Source organism: Thermodesulfobacteriota bacterium (assembly GCA_036397855.1).
Taxonomy (GTDB): domain Bacteria; phylum Desulfobacterota_D; class UBA1144; order Nemesobacterales; family CSP1-2; genus DASWID01.
The window spans coordinates 25,082-43,631 of sequence record DASWID010000136.1; the positions used below are offsets into that span (position 1 = coordinate 25,082).

Below are 18,550 nucleotides of genomic sequence, written 5' to 3' on the forward strand. Positions count from 1 at the left end.
TTAATATACTGGTAAATAAGGAGAAATACATATTTTAAAACTAATTAATACACTTAACGTTGTCAAATAAACATGGGTGTAATCATTATTGATGAAAAAGAAGCAATTGAAGCACCGTCGTAATAAACCAAGAATAAAACTTTTTTTTCTCCTTTTTTTTGTTTTTGTAATATTACCCCTTTTATCTCTTTATATCGTATACTGGTATTATATATACGATCTCCCAGATCTAACGAAAATCACAGGTTACGAACCCCCCTTAATAAACGAAATTTACTCATCTGACGGTAAGCTAATCGCGGAGTTCGCGATTCAAAAAAGAAAACTCATTCCATATGAAGAAATTCCTCAACACGTGAAAAATGCCTTTTTAGCTATAGAGGATAAGCGTTTCTTTCATCATAGGGGTGTTGATGTTATGAGAATTATAGCTGCCCTTATAACAAACATAAAGGAAGGTGAAATTGTACAAGGAGCTAGCACCATAACTCAGCAGGTAACAAAAAATCTGGTTCTCTCACCTGAGAAAAGCATTTCTCGAAAAATCAAAGAGGCTATTCTCGCATACAGGATGGAAAATAACCTTTCTAAAGAGGAGATATTCTATATTTATCTCAATCATATCTATCTAGCAGATGGGACATATGGGATTGAAGCTGCGAGCAATAACTATTTCGGGAAATCATCGATGGAAATAAATATTGCAGAGGCTGCTTTTCTTGCTGGTCTACCGAAGAGACCAGAGTACTACTCGCCCCGTAAACATTTTGATAGAGCCATTAACAGGCAGAGGTTGGTGTTAAAGATCATGGAGGAAGATAACTTTATAAGCAAAAAACAAAGACGGGAAGCCGAGGCGTATAAAATTAATATTATCCCAAAGGGCAACATGGTTATTGATGTTGCACCTTATTTTGTAGAGCTTGTAAGACAGCATGTTGAGAACATGGTAGGTGCAAAAGCATTTCGTAAAGGTGGCTACAAGATATTTACTACGCTCGATACTGATCAAAGTCTAGGAGCTCAGTGGGCATTGAGAAGGGGCATACTCGATCTTGAATCTAGAAGGGGGCATAACCTGGTTATCAAGAATTTGAATAACGAGGATAGCATAAATAAGTTCAGAGAATCACAAAAGATAGATAACATGTTAGAAGGCAATACCTACGAAGCTGTATTAATCGGTCAAGATAATGTCGACAAATTAGAAACCGTATACAAAGCAAAAGTCGGTATAGGAAATAAAACGGGAATGCTCAACTATGCGGTTAGCTCGCCATTAGGAAGCCCCGTAAAGGGTTTGAAATCTGATTTATCTGAAAACTTTGCCCCTATAAACGGATATCACGGGGTTAGCTTGACCCCTTCCAAACTAAAAGTCGGAGATGTCATAAGAGTAAAGGTTAATGGCAGCAATGACGGGGTCTATCGGGTTTCATTGGACGCTACGCCTAAGGTTCAAGGAGCCTTAATGGCCATGGATGTCTCTGGAAATGTAACGGCGCTGGCGGGCGGTTACGATTTTTTAAATTCACAATTTAATAGGGTTACGCAAGCACTAAGGCAGCCAGGATCTGCATTTAAACCGTTTGTTTATGCTGCAGCGATTGCCAAGGGTTACACCGAAACATCGGTAGTATATGATATGCCTGTTGCAATCAAAGACTGGGCGCCCAAAAACTATGACGGAGAGTATTTGGGACCGATGATTCTAAGGAATGCCCTTGCTAAATCAAGAAATATGGCAACTGTGAGGATACTTTTAGATATAAGTCCCAGACGAGTTGTTGAATATGCAAAGAGGTTTGGATTCGAATCCCATCTATATCCTTATCCCTCTCTCGCACTCGGTGGATCCGATGTAACTCTATTAGAATTAGTAAAGGCTTATAATGTGTTTGCATCTGGCGGTAAGCTTGTAGAGCCTAGATTTATACTTCGTATATACGATCGGAACGAAAGGATGATAGAGGATAATGTTTCGGGCAAGTTAGTGTCTAATGATGAGATTCAAAGGGAGGATAGAGAAAAAAAACGCATAAAGATTTTAGAGAAGATTGCTAAGAGCATAGGCAGTACTTTTAGGAGCGGGAGTGATGACGAAGAAGAGAATTACCTTAGGGAGGAAGATATTAGCCATAAAGACTTCAACAAAGATGAAGGGTTGTCATATTTATCACCTCAAGATTTTCTCGAAGGATTAAGGTCAAAATCAGTTAGCTTGTCAGCTACAGGTTTCGGAAAGCAGGTCATAAGTCCCGAGACAGCATTTATCGTTACTGATTTACTCGAAGCAGTTATTAACGAAGGGACCGGACGGAGGGCGAGTAGTCTCAGGTCTATCGCGCCAGTTGCCGGGAAGACAGGAACTACAAATGAATTCACAGATGCATGGTTTATCGGGTTTAGTCCTCATACCACTACTGGCGTCTGGGTAGGTAAAGATAATCACACGTCATTAGGAAAGGGTGAATCCGGTTCCAGGGCTGCTCTGCCCATATGGATGGATTTTATGCAGACAGTCCTGAAAGAATCTCCTGGTGGTGAATTTGAGGTGCCGCGCGGGATACGATTTGCCTATACGCCTTATGGTAGTATTCCATACACTTCGGATTCATCAATTCGTGAGACGGTTACTGATATCCGAGATTCAAACAAAAACTACATGGAAAGCAGCTATGATGGGAATACAAGTAAAGCCAAAAAAACGAGTGAAGACGAGGTTGATATTGATTTCTTATTTCGTCATTAATCCAGGCTTATAAGCTGTTTTATGGAGCTAAACTTCTTTTCTCCTATTCCATCTATCTTCTCCAACTCATAAAGATTCTTAAAATTACGATTGAATTTTCTATACTCGATAATTTTTTGAGCTAATTTCGTACCTATTCCTGGTAGATTTTCGAGGTCCTCGAAAGTTGCGGAATTGATTCCGATAGGAACTCCGAGGACTAGGCTCTTTCTACCGTTCATTCTAGAGAATATTACCTTATTTTCCGCAGTGATAATCAACTTATCACCATTCTTTGGGAGCCTATGGAGTCGATACGATTCGACAAATCTATTGGCTTCATAATCGCCATTTAATTCAACAATATATGGGGACTGATTTTCTTTTGCTATTTCAAGATAAACAGGTTTGGAAATCGGGGTTTTTTCTTTAGGAGAACTGATTTTTTGAATGTAGGTATTCAGTGAATAAAAGACCGTTATGAACAAAGACAGCAGTAAAATTGATCTGTTGTATGATTTTGCGAAATCATAATTGTCGTTCATCCTAAATCAAGCTATGGATCTAATATATTCCTTTCACAGCTCCTCCGTCTACCTGTATAGTCGTTCCGGTTATATAACTTGCCCTTTCCGATGAAAGGAATACAACAAGGTCAGCTAATTCTTTCGGCTTACCAATTCTTCCTATCGGTATGTCTTTTTCCATGGACGATAACACTTCTTCAACGCTCATATTGGCATTCTTGGCTCTGGTTTCGGCCAGGTGGATTATCCTGTCGGTAAGTATTCTGCCAGGGCAAACATTGTTGAATAAGATATTATCCTTAGCATATTCATTGGATAATGTTTTGGTGAGGCCTATTACTCCAGCCCTTGAAGTATTCGAGAGGATTAGCCCTTCGATGGGCTGCTTAACGGCTACTGAAGTAATGTTTACAATCCTTCCCCATTTTTGTTTTCTCATGTGTGGAATTGATTCTTTCATGAAGCTTATAGTGCTCAATAGGTTAAGTCCTAAGGCTCGCTTCCAATCCTCAAGAGAGAAATCGGCAAAATATCCCAAGGGAGGTCCCCCTGCATTGTTTATCAGAATGTGAAGCTTGGAGTACTTATGCAACGTTTCGGAAACCACGCGTTTAATGTCATCAGCATTTGAGACGTCGGCTTGGATTGGTAAAACACCTACGCCGGCTTTGGACCTTATTTCTTCGGCAGTGTCTTCTAATGCCTCTATGCCCCTTGCACAGATGGTTAAATTCACCCCTTCCTCAGCAAGTCCCAATGCAACGCCTTTACCCAAGCCTTTACTGGATGCTGCTACTATTGCGACCTTATTTTTTATTCCAAGATCCATTTTCCGATTTTTCCCCCTTTGCTTATATTAAAGTATAAGTCGAAAATGCAAAAAAAGGATATCAGGAAAAAATATATCAAGAATACATTAAAACATTCAGACTACTTCGATAAATCCGATTTAAAGAAGTTCGTGTAATGGAATTCTTTTGAAATGAATTTGAAATGAAATAGAAGACCTGGGCTGTCTTAAAGATACTATTCAGACCTTTGTATACCGTTTTTTTCGATAACCCTTCTGGATGATCCGGCAGGTTTTGGCTCGACAGCCGTTTTCTTATCGCCATCCCCGCTCGGTTTAGTCCCCTTCGTGCTGTCGGAAATTGCCGGATTATCCTGGGCTTCGGCCCTGGGGGGGATTCCAACATTCTTTGCATAATCGGTTGAATACCAGCCATTGCCCTTTAAATGAAAGGAAGAGAGAGATACTATTCTTTGTAGTTTTCCCTTACAAATCTTGCATCTTTTAAGTGGCTTGTCATTAAAGCCCTGGAGTGCTTCGGTTATCTCGCCACATTTAGTGCACTCATATTCATATATCGGCATGTTAAGAACCTCTGATTTTGATCTTGTGGATTCTAAAATAGTTTTAATATAATGGATAAACCTTATTTTTCAAGCTCTCAGATTAATTGATTTGAAAATAAATTAGAAGAACCTATCGTATTATGGCCAATGTATTTAGAAGGGTAGGGCAGAATATTGGAGAATATTATTCTGCCTCTATCCATGCAATTACCTTTTTTTAATATTGCATAAAGGATATTGCTCACACGTCTAGTTATTGTTGCTTCTTGAGGATTTCGTGCTTCATTGCCTCGATCAGGGGATCGGTATCGCCCTTTTTTATTCCTAAGGTAATGAGTTTTAGATCATGCTTATTCAAAAGCGCATGTTGTGTCAATGGTCTTATGAGGAGCTCTTCCCCATATGGGTCCGCAAATAGTCCACCATGGAGCCCAATTAAAGCGTTTTTTAATCCCAGTTTGCTGTGCACGGCATGAATATGATCAGCAAAATTATCAACTATATCCTTAACGAAATGAATTGCTAATCTGTCACCTTCGTGAGCGGCTTTAAGTACAACTTTAGAAAGACCTGCTATCTGGCTGTTAACATTGCTTTTTGTACCTGATGGCGGATAGATTAGCGGAATTATCTGGCCAAGATTCGTAACATTAAAATGATCCCTTATTCTGTGATATAGAACAGTAGGTATTTGTCCTCTCCCATCTTCTATCTTGAGCGCAGCATCAATCGCCCTCATTCCCAATTGGTACCCCCCTGGTTCTGAGTATGTCCGAAATCCATAACCGCCCGCCCGGACATATATCTCTTTCCCGTCCTCTGATGCCTTTCTCCTACCTATACATACGGAGCCTGTTCCAGCGATTAAAACTATCCCGATATTTCCGATTGCCATTAAAAGCAGGCTGGCGTCACTGGTAATATTGCTCAAGTTCTTACGAAAGCCATGTTTCTCAAATCCTCTTTGAATATCTCTATGAGATTTGTCTGTTCCAGCACCGGCAAATCCACCAAGCAGAAGGGTATTCTCTATGTCCTTGATCTGAAAAGTGCATAGGATTTCTTTAATAAGCTGATTCAGACCGATAATCCCATCTTGTCTATAATTATATGAATTGAAGTAGGTTTCTCTTATTAATCCAAACCCTATTTTACTGGTATCTGCGACAGAAGCGTGGACAACTCTAGTTTTTGAACCACCCGCATCAATTCCAATAATGTTTATCATACCTTCAACCAAAACTTAATCATCGATCTCACATCCTATATTAGATTAACCAAAAACCGCCGAATTTCTAAATACTTAAATTTTTTATTCTGAAAGGGTAGGGGAATATTTTAAATTAAGTCTCTTCAAGATTGATAGATTTTATTTAAAACACCGTAGAGAAAATCGACAAAGATATTGATCGAATATTCAATTGTCATTCGGACTTATATCCTAGATTTAATTTATTTTCTTAGAATATCTAAACCATAACATAAAGTCCTGTACCTAACATACCTATATAATTCTACAATATGAGTCATTATCGTTTAAGAATTTGCACTTTTCTAAGAACTTGCGTTGATAAAAGTGGTTTAAAGCTAATGTGCCTATCATTAGAATGGTCAATGATAAGTCTTCTAAAACCAGTTGAAGTATGGAGAATTTGAAAAGGATTTAGACTATCATTCGCGCAAGAATTGCTGTAACCTGCATAACTTATTGAAAAAAATAACTATATCCCGTAACAAGAAATTACATCGAATGTACTACAATTATTCATCAATTATATGTTATATTTTGAAATCTCAGCTAATTGAAGCAGGGTGATGCCTTGGGAAATCCACTAATATTAGTTTACATAATATATCTTATCGGACATAATATGATTACATAATCCCTGGTATATTCTGTTATATGAAGCTTAAAGATAAGACCGCTCTCATTACCGGAGGTAGCAAAGGCATTGGCAAAGGTATTGCCAAAGCCTTTCTAAAGGAAGGGGCTATTGTTATAATTTGTGGAAGAAATGAAAGAGATTTGAAAAGAACCCGCGACGATTTGAGCAAATATGGGAATATCTCATATATCAAAGCCGATATATCTAAAAGGAATCAGGTTAAATCACTGAAAAATAAGATAGAACGGATGTTTGGTAAGCTGGATGTCTTGGTGAACAATGCCAGTGTACTTGGACTTCGTAAACCTATAATGGATTATGACGAGGATATTTGGCAAGAGACAATTCATATAAACCTGAATGCTCAATTTTTCGTGACCAAGGCGCTGCTCCCGCTATTAATGAATGCAAATAATCCTTCAATAATTAACGTTAGTTCAAGCGTTGGAAGACGCGGTAAAGGTGGATGGGGAGCCTATGCTGCATCAAAATTCGGACTTGAGGGCCTAACACAGGTGCTTGCAGATGAATTGAAGTCAAACGTACGAGTTAATTCTGTTAATCCTGGCGGTACAAGGACAGAGATGCGTGCGGAGGCTTATCCGGAGGAAGATCCTGAAACCCTTCCGACCCCGGATGATATAGCGCCAATTTTCGTATATCTAGCATCTGATGATTCAATCAGTGTGACCGGTGAAGCCTTCAATGCGAGAGATTGGATGCGTGAACAGCAAAGTATGCAATAGTCTTAGGATGATAGGCAAATAATATAATGGATTAGATTATAGTTTTGGTATAACTATTTCATTATGCAGTAATATATCTATTCACGATCTGAGGTCATGAAGTAAGGTATGGGATTAACAAATAGTTATAACCTACCTGAACCATTATATTAATGTTGGCCTAGGGTTCAGCAATTATTTATTGTATATCAAAATATGTACTTCCTTCGGTCCATGTACTCCTAAAGTTAGATTTAACTCGATATCCGCAGTTCGGCTAGGACCTGTGATAAATGTGAGACAACGCATGGGATTTTTACCACGCATTTCCTGATGATATTCATGCTTAACTATCTGAAATAACTGAAAAATATTGTGAACGATCTTTTTTGACTCTAAAATAGCTATATGTACTGGAGCTATAAGTGATACTAACCGTGGTTTCTTCGGATTTGAGAATAAAACCAAGGTTCCTGAATCAGCAATTGCATAATCCGCTTCGGTAATACCTATATCTGCTTTTGCAAGTTGCTCTTTATCATGTGACTTAATTAGCCTTAGCCCATTACTTTCAAGATATTCAATAACCTTCAATTTCTTGATTAAAGCCGTTTCCCATACCAGGAATGATTTTGAATTAGATTCAGCAGTTAAGTTAGAAAGATACTCCTTGATTTGATCCTCGTTATTTATTACTTTAGCGATCCCATTTACCTTAGTTAGCTCATTCATGAAATTTTCAATGAGGTTCTCGCTTTCCTGTACCAGGTTCTGAGCAGTTCGTGTTTCTCGTCTGTAGTTATGTAAATCAGCTTCTTTATGGAATATGGATTCTGGAGCATCCGTCTTTTCATCACCAGGCCTATAAATTCCTCTTTTTATCGTATTTAATATCTTATCCCTGGAACTTATTCCCATACTTGTTCATCCTTTATTTCATCCCATCGTTTCCTGAAGGGTTTTTTCGCAAAGACTGGTAGATCTCTGTTTTTCGCCCATTGTGAGAACGGTGGGGGCAGCAAGGTTATATTATGTCCATTTCCACGATTCCACAGTTTTTGAACATAATAGGCTAATGTGATTAATGCCATATAAACCCTTGGACTCTGCATCGATAGGCGCCAGAGTTTGATTCCCAGGCTCTCGAATGTCCTAACCCCTACCCTATTCATTTTTCTGTTTTCTTCAATGACCCTATTCCTGAGTTCCAATAGAACCTTCGGTATATCGATTTTCAGGGGACAAACATCTTTACACGCTCCACAAAGAGAGGAAGCAAATGGAAGGTCAGGTGCTTTATCAAACCCCAGGAGTTGCGGAGATATGATCGCACCAATAGGACCGGAATAGACCCAACCATATGAATGTCCTCCGACCTTTCTGTAAACAGGACAGATGTTAAGACAGGCACCACACCTTATACAATAAAGGGATTCCCTGGTTTCATCAGAGGCCAGAATATTTGATCTTCCATTATCCAGTAATACGAGATGAAATTCTTCAGGGCCATCTTTTTCGCTTTTTCTCTTTGGACCACTTATAAGGGACACGTATGAAGACATCTTTTGACCCGTAGCGCTTCTTGCCAGTATGCTCAGAAACAGCGCTAAATCCTCGAAGCGAGGAATTACCTTTTCTAGACCCATGAGGGCAACATGTATCCTTGGTAGAGTAGTTGTCAACCTAGCATTCCCTTCATTTTCAACGATTACAATAGTACCGGTCTCTGCCACAGCAAAGTTTGCACCTGATACTCCCATGTCTGCCATCAGAAACTTCTGTCTTAGTTTATCCCTAGCTATCCTTGTGAGGTCTTCGGGTTCGGTGTAATAAGGGATCTTCAACTTTTCTGAAAAAAGTTTTGAAATATCTTCTTTAGTTTTGTGAATAGCCGGAGCGATTATATGTGACGGTGTTTCACCGGCAAGTTGAATAATATATTCACCAAGATCTGTTTCAATGGCCTCTATTCCCGCATTGTTAAGCGCATAGTTGAGCTCAATTTCTTCTGTTGCCATCGACTTACTCTTAACGACTGACTTCACTTTCCCATTCAAAGCAATCTCTAGAATTATCTTCGTCGCCTCATCAGCATCCTTAGCCCAATGAACTATTCCTCCATTTTTAACGATGTTTTCTTCTAGCAGCTCCAGGTATGTGTCAAGCCTTGAAATTGTTTCCTTTTTTATTTCTCTCGCTATAGATCTTAAATCTTCCCAATTATCTACTTCCGCAATTGCAGTTTTTCTTCTTTCTCTAAAGCGATCTGTTGTAAATCTCAAAGCCTTCTGAAGGTTTTCATCTTTCAAGGCCTTGTCTGATTCTTTATTAAAATCGTGTCTATATAACCCCATTTTGAAAACTAATTACTGATGATTAGCCTCGATCCGAAGCGAGGAGTTCTGCCAAATGCATGGTCTCGATAGGGATTTTTCTTCTTTTTAGTGCTCCGCCAATCTGCATAAGACATCCCATATCCGCTGATACTACCGCTTCGGCACCCGTGTTTATAATATTTTCTAGCTTTTCGTCTAATATGGAAACAGATACGTCTGGAAACTTTATTGAGAATGTTCCTCCGAAACCACAGCATGAATCGCTATTGTTCATCTCAATAAAATCGATCCCCTTGACGGAATTAATGAGTTTTCTGGGCTCATCCTTAATTTTCAACTCTCTTAATAGATGACAGGAGTCGTGATACGTAACCTTACCAGCATAATAAGCTCCTACGTCTTTCATTTTCAATACGTTTACAATGAAATCAGAAAACTCATGAGTCCTCAATGATACCCTCTCGATGATTTCATGCATTTCCGGATTGTTCTTAAATAGTTCCTTATAAAAAATCTTTACCATACTTGTACATGAGCCTGAAGGACAGACGATATAGTCATCACGATCAAATAGAGAAAGAAACCTCTTTGCAAGTATTTTGGCATCGGAATGATAACCGCTATTAAAGGCAGGTTGTCCGCAGCAGGTTTGGTCTCCAAGAAAATCTAAATCTACACCAATTCTTCTGAGAACCTCTACCATGCTTTCGCCGACATGAGGAAAAAAGGTATCGACTAGGCAAGTTATAAATATGTAGGCTTTTATTTCAGTGCCTTCCTTTTTGAGAGCAATTTAAAATGCGCCGATTGATTGTCGGTCCCCTCTTGATTATTTCCATTAGAAATTCCCATGTCAAGAACTACCGGGTCTTTTACCTTTATTGATATTATGTACAGATAAATTAGAATATCATGTCTTAACACTATCTAAGGAGACACCATTTATGAAGATATTTTTAGGATTGATTACCGTTGGTGTTTTAATAAGCATCGCGCTTAGTGCATGGATACTTCTAGAATTGGAATCAGTTAAGAGCGATATTAGTGTCAGGAATCAAGAAATATCTAGCGCCATGGAAGACTTAAAGAAGTTAGCTGCGTCGAGGCCTGACGCACGTCCCGCTTCTCCCACCCCTGCCAGACCTCAAAATGTTACAGTGAGTATAGACGATGACCCTGTGAAGGGGGATCCTAAGGCACCTGTTACAGTGATTGAGTTTAGTGATTATCAATGTCCATTCTGTAAGAGGTTTTATGATCAGGTCTTACCATCTTTGGAGAATGAGTACATTAGCAAAGGCAAGGTGAGACTTGTCTTCAGAGATTATCCACTGGATTTTCATAAAAATGCTCTTCCTGCTGCCATTGCTGCCAACTGTGCTGGGGAACAGGGAAAATACTGGGAAGTTCATAACTTCTTGTTTGAAAACCCGAATAAGCTCGATACTGCTAGTATACTAAGCTCTACAGAAGAGTTAAATCTCAATCGTGAAACACTTGAGAAATGTGTTAATGATAAGACAAAGGAAGCTGAGATTAATAAAGATTTTCAGGAAGGTCAGTTATACGGTGTAAGAGGTACCCCAAGTTTCTTTGTTGGAAAAACCGACGATAACAAGAATGAAATGACTGGTGTATACATCAGGGGAGCACAACCATTCCAAGTCTTTAAGGCAGAAATTGATAAACTCCTTGCTGAAAAATAGATGATCACCCGAAGCGGTTTTTCAGATACTACGAACCGTGATATTATCGAAACGGTCGTTGTACAAGATTTATTTAAGTAGCCAATTTCCTCTAAATTGGTATAGTGTTTCCGCTGTCAATCGCGTCCGACCCCGCAGTTATTGCTCGAGATGGCATATTATTTATGGATAATCTCTTAATTTTTAACGTGCTATTTCCTAAACCTTTGCCCAATTGAATTGGTTTAAATGGGCATTCAAAAAATTGCCAAAATCAATTCCGGAAGCGTTAGAAAAAGTGACAATCATTAGTGTGATCTCGAAGGAACAAAGTGACTGAGAGAACTAATTAATTATCGCAATAGATATCTCGCATTCGCTCGATACGCAAGCGTTTTTTGTTAGCCCTGTCCTGAGCTAGGTCGAAGGATTGTTACTTTGTATCAAGACAAAGTAAATATTGTAAAAGTTTTAATTAATCTGAAATAACTACCTATAGATTCTGGCTTCCCAAGGATCTAACGTCTGCGGTGAAATAATCAATCACATTAAACCTACTATTCCCCTTCGCCACCGGGAAATAATATTTACGTTTCTACAGGCGATATGTAAAATATCAATTCTATGATTAATCCGAACCGACATGAGCTTGCGATTCCTCCCCATTTCGATCCAGACATGGTATCCAAGGTATGGAAGGTGGATTATCAAAAAATTGCTAAGACCGCAAGCGACTGGTCTAAGAAGCATAATATTCAGCCTTCAGGTAATGAAAGCTTCAAGCTTTGTCTCATGATTGTCGATGCTCAGAATACCTTTTGCATCCCGGATTTTGAGCTTTTTGTTGGTGGCAGGTCTGGAAAAGGAGCAGTACATGACAATCAAAAATTATGCGATTTCATATACCGAAACCTGCACCTAATTACCCAGATCATGCCCACAATGGACACACACCAGGCAATGCAAATTTTCCATAGTATATTTCTCGTGGATGAGAAGGGAGAGCACCCCTCCCCTTTTACTCTCATCTCACATGAAGATATCAGAGATGGTCGCTGGCGATTTAATGAATTACTCAGCCATGATTTGAAACGAAATCCGCAGTACATTAACAGTTATCTGCTGCATTACACGGAGGAGTTAAAAAAAACAGGCAAGTATGAACTCACGATTTGGCCGTATCATGCAATGTTGGGTGGCATCGGTCACGCTTTGGTCTCATCTATCGAAGAGGCGATTTTTTTCCATACGATGGCAAGGCACAGTCAGCCATATATTCATGTTAAGGGAGATAATCCTTTGACCGAGCATTACTCGGTTTTAGGCCCAGAAGTGAAATCGGGTCCAGACGGCAACCCCATAGGATTAAGGGCAGAATCACTGTTTCAGAAAACTTCACAGTCAGAGGAATTATCTTACGAATTGACAGCCTTTGACGCAATTGTAATAGCTGGTCAGGCAAAGAGTCATTGTGTTGCATGGACAATATCTGACTTACTGGATGTAGTAATGAAAGTCGATAAGAGCCTGGTAGAAAAGGTCTATCTATTGGAGGATTGCACATCGCCGGTGGTGATTCCCGGGATTATAGACTATACGGACGAAGCTGATATGGCCTTTAAAAGATTTGAAGATGCCGGGATGCATATTGTAAGCTCAACAGAGCCAATAGCAAGCTGGCCAGGTCTAGAATAGCTGGCAATTACTTAAAGTTCAATATCAAATCCTGTTCATGTTTATCTATAAAATGGGTCATAGATTCAGTTAGGGGATGGTCCACTATCTCAAATATCCCTTTTCTCAAGATTAGCCACGCATCTATCGCAAATTGTTGGATGATCCGGGTTGTCGCCTACAGAGATTCTATAAGTCCAGCACCTTTCGCATTTCTCTCCGGGCGCTTTAATAACCTTTACAATAAGTCGCTGTAGTTCATCGCTCTTAAATATGAAATCGGCCCCTTCAGGGGGCTTATTTAAAAGCTCTGTATGCGATACAATAGCGAGTACCCTTAATTGCTCAAGATTATCGGATATAAATGAGATAGTTTCAGCATCGCCGTATATCTCAACGCCGGCCTCAAGTGAACTTCTGATAAATTTACCATTTCTTGCTATCTCCAGCGCTTTTAAGATCTCGTCTCTGATGACTATCAATTTATTCCACTTTTCTTCAATATTATTATCAATAAAGTCAACTTCAGGGAATGTGGTGAGATGGACACTTTCTTCCACTTTTCCGGGAATATATCTCCAAATCTCATCTGTTGTAAACGTAAGGATTGGTGCAGATAGTTTGGTAAGCCAGCTCAAGACTATATACATTGCAGTCTGAGAGGATCTTCTCTTCCGTGAATTTGGATAGTAAGTGTACAGAAGTTCCTTTTGAACATCCAAATACACCGAGCTCAAATCAACAATGCAAAACCTTTGCAATTCATGGTATACGACATGGAATTCATATCGATCGTATGCTCTTAGTATCACGCTGGTTGATATTGCCAGCTTGTGAAGCATCCATTTGTCGATTTCATCGAGGTTCTCATAACCCAGTCGATCTTTCGAAGGATCAAAATCGAAGAGGTTTCCAAGGAGGTATCGAAATGTATTTCTTATCTTTCTGTATGATTCAATAAGCCTGTCCAGTATCTCATTGGAGATTCTAATATCTCCCCTGTAATCCTCCGCTGCTACCCATAACCTCAGTATTTCTGCTCCGTACTTACTGAGAATGTCAGAGGGAGAAATTACATTACCCTTTGATTTTGACATCTTTTCGCCTTCCTTATCCACGACAAAACCGTGCGTTAGTACTGATCTATAAGGAGCCTTATCCCTGGTTCCCACAGACACGAGCAGACTCGAGTGAAACCATCCCCTGTGCTGATCGCTTCCCTCGAGGTACATATCAGCCGGCATATATAGCTCAGAATTCCTTTCCAGAACGGCAGCAAAGCTTACGCCTGAATCAAACCAGACATCGAGAATATCGGTTTCCTTTACGAATTTATCACTGCCGCACTCCGGGCATTTTGTCCCTGTAGGAATAAGTTCATGCACATCGAGTGTAAACCAAACATCCGAACCATGCTCCCTAAAAATTTCAGAGACATGATAGACAATCTCTGGATCCATCAACGCATGGTCGCATTCTGAGCAGTAGAAAATGACTATTGGCACACCCCAGGCCCTCTGCCTTGAGACACACCAATCAGGGCGATTCTGAACCATGTTGTATATTCTTTCCCTACCCCAGTGAGGGATCCATTTCACTTTATCAATTTCCCGAAGTGACTTCGATCTTAGTCCGTTATTCTCCATTGAGATAAACCACTGGGGGGTTGCCCGGAAGATAATCGGATTTTTGCATCTCCAGCAGTGGGGGTATGAGTGAGTCAACTCACCCTCATCGAGAAGATTTCCTACCTCCTTTAATTTTTCGATAATGCTTTTATTTGCGTCGTAAACAAATGTGCCGCCAAAATACTCAACGTCCCCAGTAAATACACCCCTTTTATCCACGGGGGCATAAATATCAAGATTGAGTTTCACGCCAATTTCATAGTCATCCTGTCCATGTCCCGGGGCTATATGAACGATTCCGGTGCCAGCATCAAGCGTGACAAAGGTTCCGAGGGTAACAATGGAGTTTCTGTTATAAAAAGGGTGTCTAACCTCTATTCCCTGTATTTCGTCTCCTTTAAACGTCTCAATTATTTGAGTCTCGTTTCCTAAGACCTTTTCGACAAGGGCTTCTGCCAAAATCAAGACTTCATCTTTATAGGCAACCGCAACGTATGTATAATCAGGATTAAATGCAAGAGCCAGATTTGCTGGAAGAGTCCAGGGAGTTGTAGTCCAGATCAAAGCATATACTTTCTTATCTTTGAGTGAAGGAAATTTTGAAATCAATGTATCAGGTTCGACGGGAAACTTAACATAAATTGACGGTGATACCTTATTGTCATATTCAACCTCAGCCTCTGCCAGCGCGGTCTGACAATCATAACACCAGTACACCGGTTTTTTCCCTCGATACAGGTTTCCCGCTTTAATAAAGTTTCCAAGCTCACTGGCTATAGTGGCCTCGTAATCAAAATCCATAGTCAGATAGGGATTCTCCCAATCTCCAAAAACCCCTATGCGTATAAACTCATCGCGTTGAATCTTCACAAATCTGTCGGCATATTCCCTACACAGGTTTCTTATTTCATCTATAGTTGTGGATTGCTTACCGGGTCCCAGACCTTTCGTGACTTGATATTCAATCGGAAGGCCATGACAATCCCAGCCTGGAACAAAATAAGAATCCATCCCGGTCATTGTCTTCGATTTTACGATAATGTCCTTGAGTATCTTATTCAAACAGTGACCAAGGTGTATGTGCCCATTCGCATACGGCGGTCCATCGTGCAGAATAAATTTAGGCCTCCCCTTCGATGTTTGTCTGACCTTTTTATAAAGTTCATTCTGGTCCCAAGCTTTCAGAATTTCGGGCTCCATCTGATTAAGGTTCCCCTTCATTTTGAGATCGGTTCTTGGAAGATTTAGGGTGTCTTTATAATCTATGCTCTTTTCATCGGCCATATGGTGATTTTTCTCCGGCTATATTAGATTGGTCAAAGCGTTAATGGTTGGTTCGTGGTTTCTTCTTAAAGTGAAAAGAATATTAGTCAAGATAGATGGAAATGCAAGCGGAGTTAAAGGTTAATATTGAAGATAAGTTTGGTTAATTATTCTCCTACTATTTCCACTAGTTCTTCATACACTCTTCTCGAAAATGCAACCCAATTTTCCCATGCTTCCATGTATTCCATGCCTTCATCGACCTTTTTCTTAAGTATGATACCGATGCTTGTATGCTCGATCAAAAATTCCTCATCTCCATCAATTTTTTTTTGAAGAATTTCAGCATATTGTTTGATAAGTTTAAGCTTACCTTCATCATCTTCTCGCAGCTCCATAATAAAATAGGGTTTTGTTTGAGCCGTTGGCATCTGCATTATGTTGCAATTCATGTAGAGTCCCTTCTGAATCGTTTCTGCCTTCATTGAAATGAGAATGTCCATCCTATTCCTTTGGATAGATTTTATCAGGTTTTTATTTTAAGACCAGGTAAGTGTGGATGTCAAGCAGGGTATTGAAGATATATTTATAGGTAACAATCAGGGATTTTTTTGGGGTTTTTGTTAACCCACCAAAGAGACTAAGCCGACAAAATTATGCTTGCCTACCCTTCTCTTCACTTTTTTCAAGAAAATTTCCGCCTCGCCCGAACCGCCCTTGTCATTCTCGGACGCAGTAATCGGGAATCCATCAACAGCGAGGTTTCCTTTTCCCTCTCTGTACCTCTAAATCCATTCACACTGAGCCCTAACTCTAATCGAAGGTTCCATGCGCCTGTACTAATTCAATCGGAGAGCAACCGGCGAATACACACGTAGCGGAGGACTTCAGTCCTCCACTTATCTTTTAATTGATAATGAAAAGTAAGAGGACGTTCTCGATGAGAAAAGTACCAAAGACGCTTTAAAAAAGTACCGGGAAGAACAACAAAAAGAAAAATAACTCATTTATTAACGCCCCAGAAAAAGTCATTTCCTAAAGGCTTCGCGAAGAGACGAACATGTTGCAGCCATCGCAATTCTAGATTGATCAAACATCCCTACAAAGTTAAAGAAAGCGTGAATCATTCCGTTATAGCGCACCAATTTTACTTTTACGCTAGCTTCCCCCAGTCTTCGAGCATAGGATTCTCCCTCATCCCTTAAGACATCTAATTCACATGTTATTACAAGGGCAGGGACTGACCTACTAAGATCCTTCGCAAGCAATGGCGATACCTGAGGATTAAACGCATCTCTCTTCTTATTTAAATAAAGACCACGGAACCACGCCATATCAGCCTTTGTAAGAAAATAACCGGCAGCGTAACTACGATAAGATTCTGTGTGAAATGTAGAAAGATTCGTTACCGGATATATAAGCAACTGATATATCAAAAACGGGCTGCCCTTATCCCTCGACATAAGTGATACTACAGCCGCTAAATTCCCTCCAGCACTATCTCCGCCAACGGCAATACGGGAAGGATCCCCGTTAAATACGATAGCATTGTCTGCCACCCACTTTGTAGCGGAATAACAGTCCTCGACTGCGGCAGGAAATTTATTCTCTGGGGCGAGACGGTAATCAACGGAAACTACAACACAGCCTGCCCCTTTACATAATGACCTACATACATTGTCGTGGGTATCGAGGTTGTCAATAACCCATCCCCCGCCGTGGAAATATACAAGTACTGGGAAATGTTTTTCACACTCAGGTGTGTAAATACGTATTGGAATTTCTCCTGCGGGACCCGGAATGATTATGTTCTCAATGCTTGCGACTTTTTCTAAGGGAAGGCCGAGTTGTTCACACGATTTAATTGCGAAATCACGTGCTTGGACCGGAGTCATTGATCCGAGTGTTGGAAGATTTGCCTTCTCCAAATTCTCCAGAAATTGTTTTACTTGAGGGTCTAGGACACCGCCCCTTGGACTAGTAATCGTCCTTTCATATTGTCTCGACATTAGAATTGCTCCTTTCTATCTGGGAATCATAACATTTAGCCTAAGTCTTAAATTTCGTAATGTGAAATCGCTTGTGCTGTGAGTTTTATTAAAATACCTGTTGAATGCCCCGTGGTGAAGCCACGGGGGCGAAAACAGGTTTGACCTTTGGGCAATAAAGGGTTTAAAACCGGGTATGAGCCCAGTAAAGAGAACACATCAGTATTCTCCTCGAGAGATAGTATATGAATATGTGGGGTCAGGCGTGAATATATGAGTTATTTTTCTTTTTGTTCATCTCCTCCTATTTTTTAAGTTTTCTTTTTTACTTAGCGCCATCATGAGATTTATGTTTTGTCCTTTTCTTGTCATTATCAAATTGAAGATAAGTGGAGGACTAAAGTCCCCCGCTACTGGGTACTCCTCGCAGACAGCCAATCGGATTTCTGGTAAATGAATACGATTATTGCAACTGATGAGATTGGTTGGAAACTAAGTTTCTCGCAATGACACACCTTTTTGAAATAATGGGGAGGAAGAAACTTAATTTTTTCTCTAAGCTGTTAAAGTTTAGGCTGCTAGAGCAACAGTACGAGCAGCAAGTCCAAGTAAGGTGCCAAGCGTGTTTTATACGTATTTAAAATTTCCCTTTTGGTTATCTAAGCCGTTGTGACTTCTTATTATTCGTTTAAAATAAATCTTTTAATTTAATTCAATTTTACGAATTTCTGATATGTCTGAAAAAACCTGA

14 protein-coding genes are annotated in these 18,550 nt (G+C 39.8%); 4 read left to right on the plus strand and 10 right to left on the minus strand.

The window, feature by feature from the left end:
- Positions 1-91: 91 nt before the first annotated feature.
- Entirely contained in the window at positions 92-2,752 is a 2,661-nt protein-coding gene (locus VGA95_11310) for a transglycosylase domain-containing protein (GenBank protein ID HEX9667128.1), read from the plus strand.
- On the opposite strand, the gene VGA95_11315 is transcribed toward VGA95_11310, so the two are convergent.
- The 4 genes from VGA95_11315 to VGA95_11330 all read right to left on the minus strand — a co-directional run bounded on the left by VGA95_11315 (position 2,749) and on the right by VGA95_11330 (position 5,842).
- Positions 2,749-3,276, minus strand: coding sequence for a helix-hairpin-helix domain-containing protein (locus VGA95_11315; GenBank protein ID HEX9667129.1), 528 nt, complete (start codon positions 3,274-3,276; stop codon positions 2,749-2,751). The genes VGA95_11310 and VGA95_11315 overlap by 4 nt on opposite strands.
- Before the next feature lie 19 nt (positions 3,277-3,295).
- Positions 3,296-4,087 (minus strand): SDR family oxidoreductase, encoded by a 792-nt coding sequence (locus VGA95_11320; GenBank protein ID HEX9667130.1) that lies wholly within the window; start codon positions 4,085-4,087, stop codon positions 3,296-3,298.
- A 197-nt stretch (positions 4,088-4,284) separates the two neighbouring features.
- Positions 4,285-4,632, minus strand: a complete 348-nt coding sequence (locus tag VGA95_11325; GenBank protein ID HEX9667131.1) for a zinc ribbon domain-containing protein — start codon at positions 4,630-4,632, stop codon at positions 4,285-4,287.
- A gap of 235 nt (positions 4,633-4,867) precedes the next feature.
- A complete protein-coding gene (locus VGA95_11330; GenBank protein HEX9667132.1) occupies positions 4,868-5,842 on the minus strand; it encodes a BadF/BadG/BcrA/BcrD ATPase family protein in 975 nt (324 codons plus the stop codon).
- A gap of 675 nt (positions 5,843-6,517) precedes the next feature.
- On the opposite strand from VGA95_11330, the gene VGA95_11335 reads away from it, so the two are divergent.
- Entirely contained in the window at positions 6,518-7,246 is a 729-nt protein-coding gene (locus tag VGA95_11335; GenBank protein HEX9667133.1) for an SDR family NAD(P)-dependent oxidoreductase, read from the plus strand.
- A gap of 174 nt (positions 7,247-7,420) precedes the next feature.
- Here VGA95_11335 and VGA95_11340 read toward each other — a convergent pair whose 3' ends face one another.
- Genes VGA95_11340 through VGA95_11350 form a run of 3 tightly spaced genes read right to left on the minus strand, consistent with a single transcriptional unit; the run spans position 7,421 to position 10,354 of the window.
- Positions 7,421-8,143 (minus strand): lactate utilization protein, encoded by a 723-nt coding sequence (locus tag VGA95_11340; GenBank protein HEX9667134.1) that lies wholly within the window; start codon positions 8,141-8,143, stop codon positions 7,421-7,423.
- Positions 8,134-9,579 (minus strand): LutB/LldF family L-lactate oxidation iron-sulfur protein, encoded by a 1,446-nt coding sequence (locus VGA95_11345; GenBank protein HEX9667135.1) that lies wholly within the window; start codon positions 9,577-9,579, stop codon positions 8,134-8,136. The genes VGA95_11340 and VGA95_11345 overlap by 10 nt, the downstream gene beginning before the upstream one ends.
- A 22-nt stretch (positions 9,580-9,601) precedes the next feature.
- Positions 9,602-10,354, minus strand: a complete 753-nt coding sequence (locus VGA95_11350) for a (Fe-S)-binding protein (GenBank protein ID HEX9667136.1) — start codon at positions 10,352-10,354, stop codon at positions 9,602-9,604.
- A 151-nt stretch (positions 10,355-10,505) separates the two neighbouring features.
- On the opposite strand from VGA95_11350, the gene VGA95_11355 reads away from it, so the two are divergent.
- Complete coding sequence (locus VGA95_11355) at positions 10,506-11,267, plus strand: DsbA family protein (protein HEX9667137.1); 762 nt, start codon at positions 10,506-10,508, stop codon at positions 11,265-11,267.
- Between the two features lie 603 nt (positions 11,268-11,870).
- Positions 11,871-12,941 carry an isochorismatase gene (locus tag VGA95_11360; GenBank protein HEX9667138.1) on the plus strand — a complete coding sequence of 357 codons (1,071 nt, stop codon included), beginning with the start codon at positions 11,871-11,873 and terminating at the stop codon, positions 12,939-12,941.
- An 89-nt stretch (positions 12,942-13,030) separates the two neighbouring features.
- On the opposite strand, the gene ileS is transcribed toward VGA95_11360, so the two are convergent.
- The 3 genes from ileS to VGA95_11375 form a co-directional block, all read right to left on the minus strand.
- Positions 13,031-15,832 carry an isoleucine--tRNA ligase gene (ileS, locus tag VGA95_11365; protein ID HEX9667139.1) on the minus strand — a complete coding sequence of 934 codons (2,802 nt, stop codon included), beginning with the start codon at positions 15,830-15,832 and terminating at the stop codon, positions 13,031-13,033.
- A gap of 146 nt (positions 15,833-15,978) precedes the next feature.
- On the minus strand, positions 15,979-16,296 hold the full coding sequence (locus VGA95_11370; GenBank protein HEX9667140.1) for a hypothetical protein: 318 nt from the start codon (positions 16,294-16,296) through the stop codon (positions 15,979-15,981).
- A gap of 543 nt (positions 16,297-16,839) precedes the next feature.
- On the minus strand, positions 16,840-17,820 hold the full coding sequence (locus tag VGA95_11375; GenBank protein HEX9667141.1) for an alpha/beta hydrolase: 981 nt from the start codon (positions 17,818-17,820) through the stop codon (positions 16,840-16,842).
- Positions 17,821-18,550: the final 730 nt, after the last annotated feature.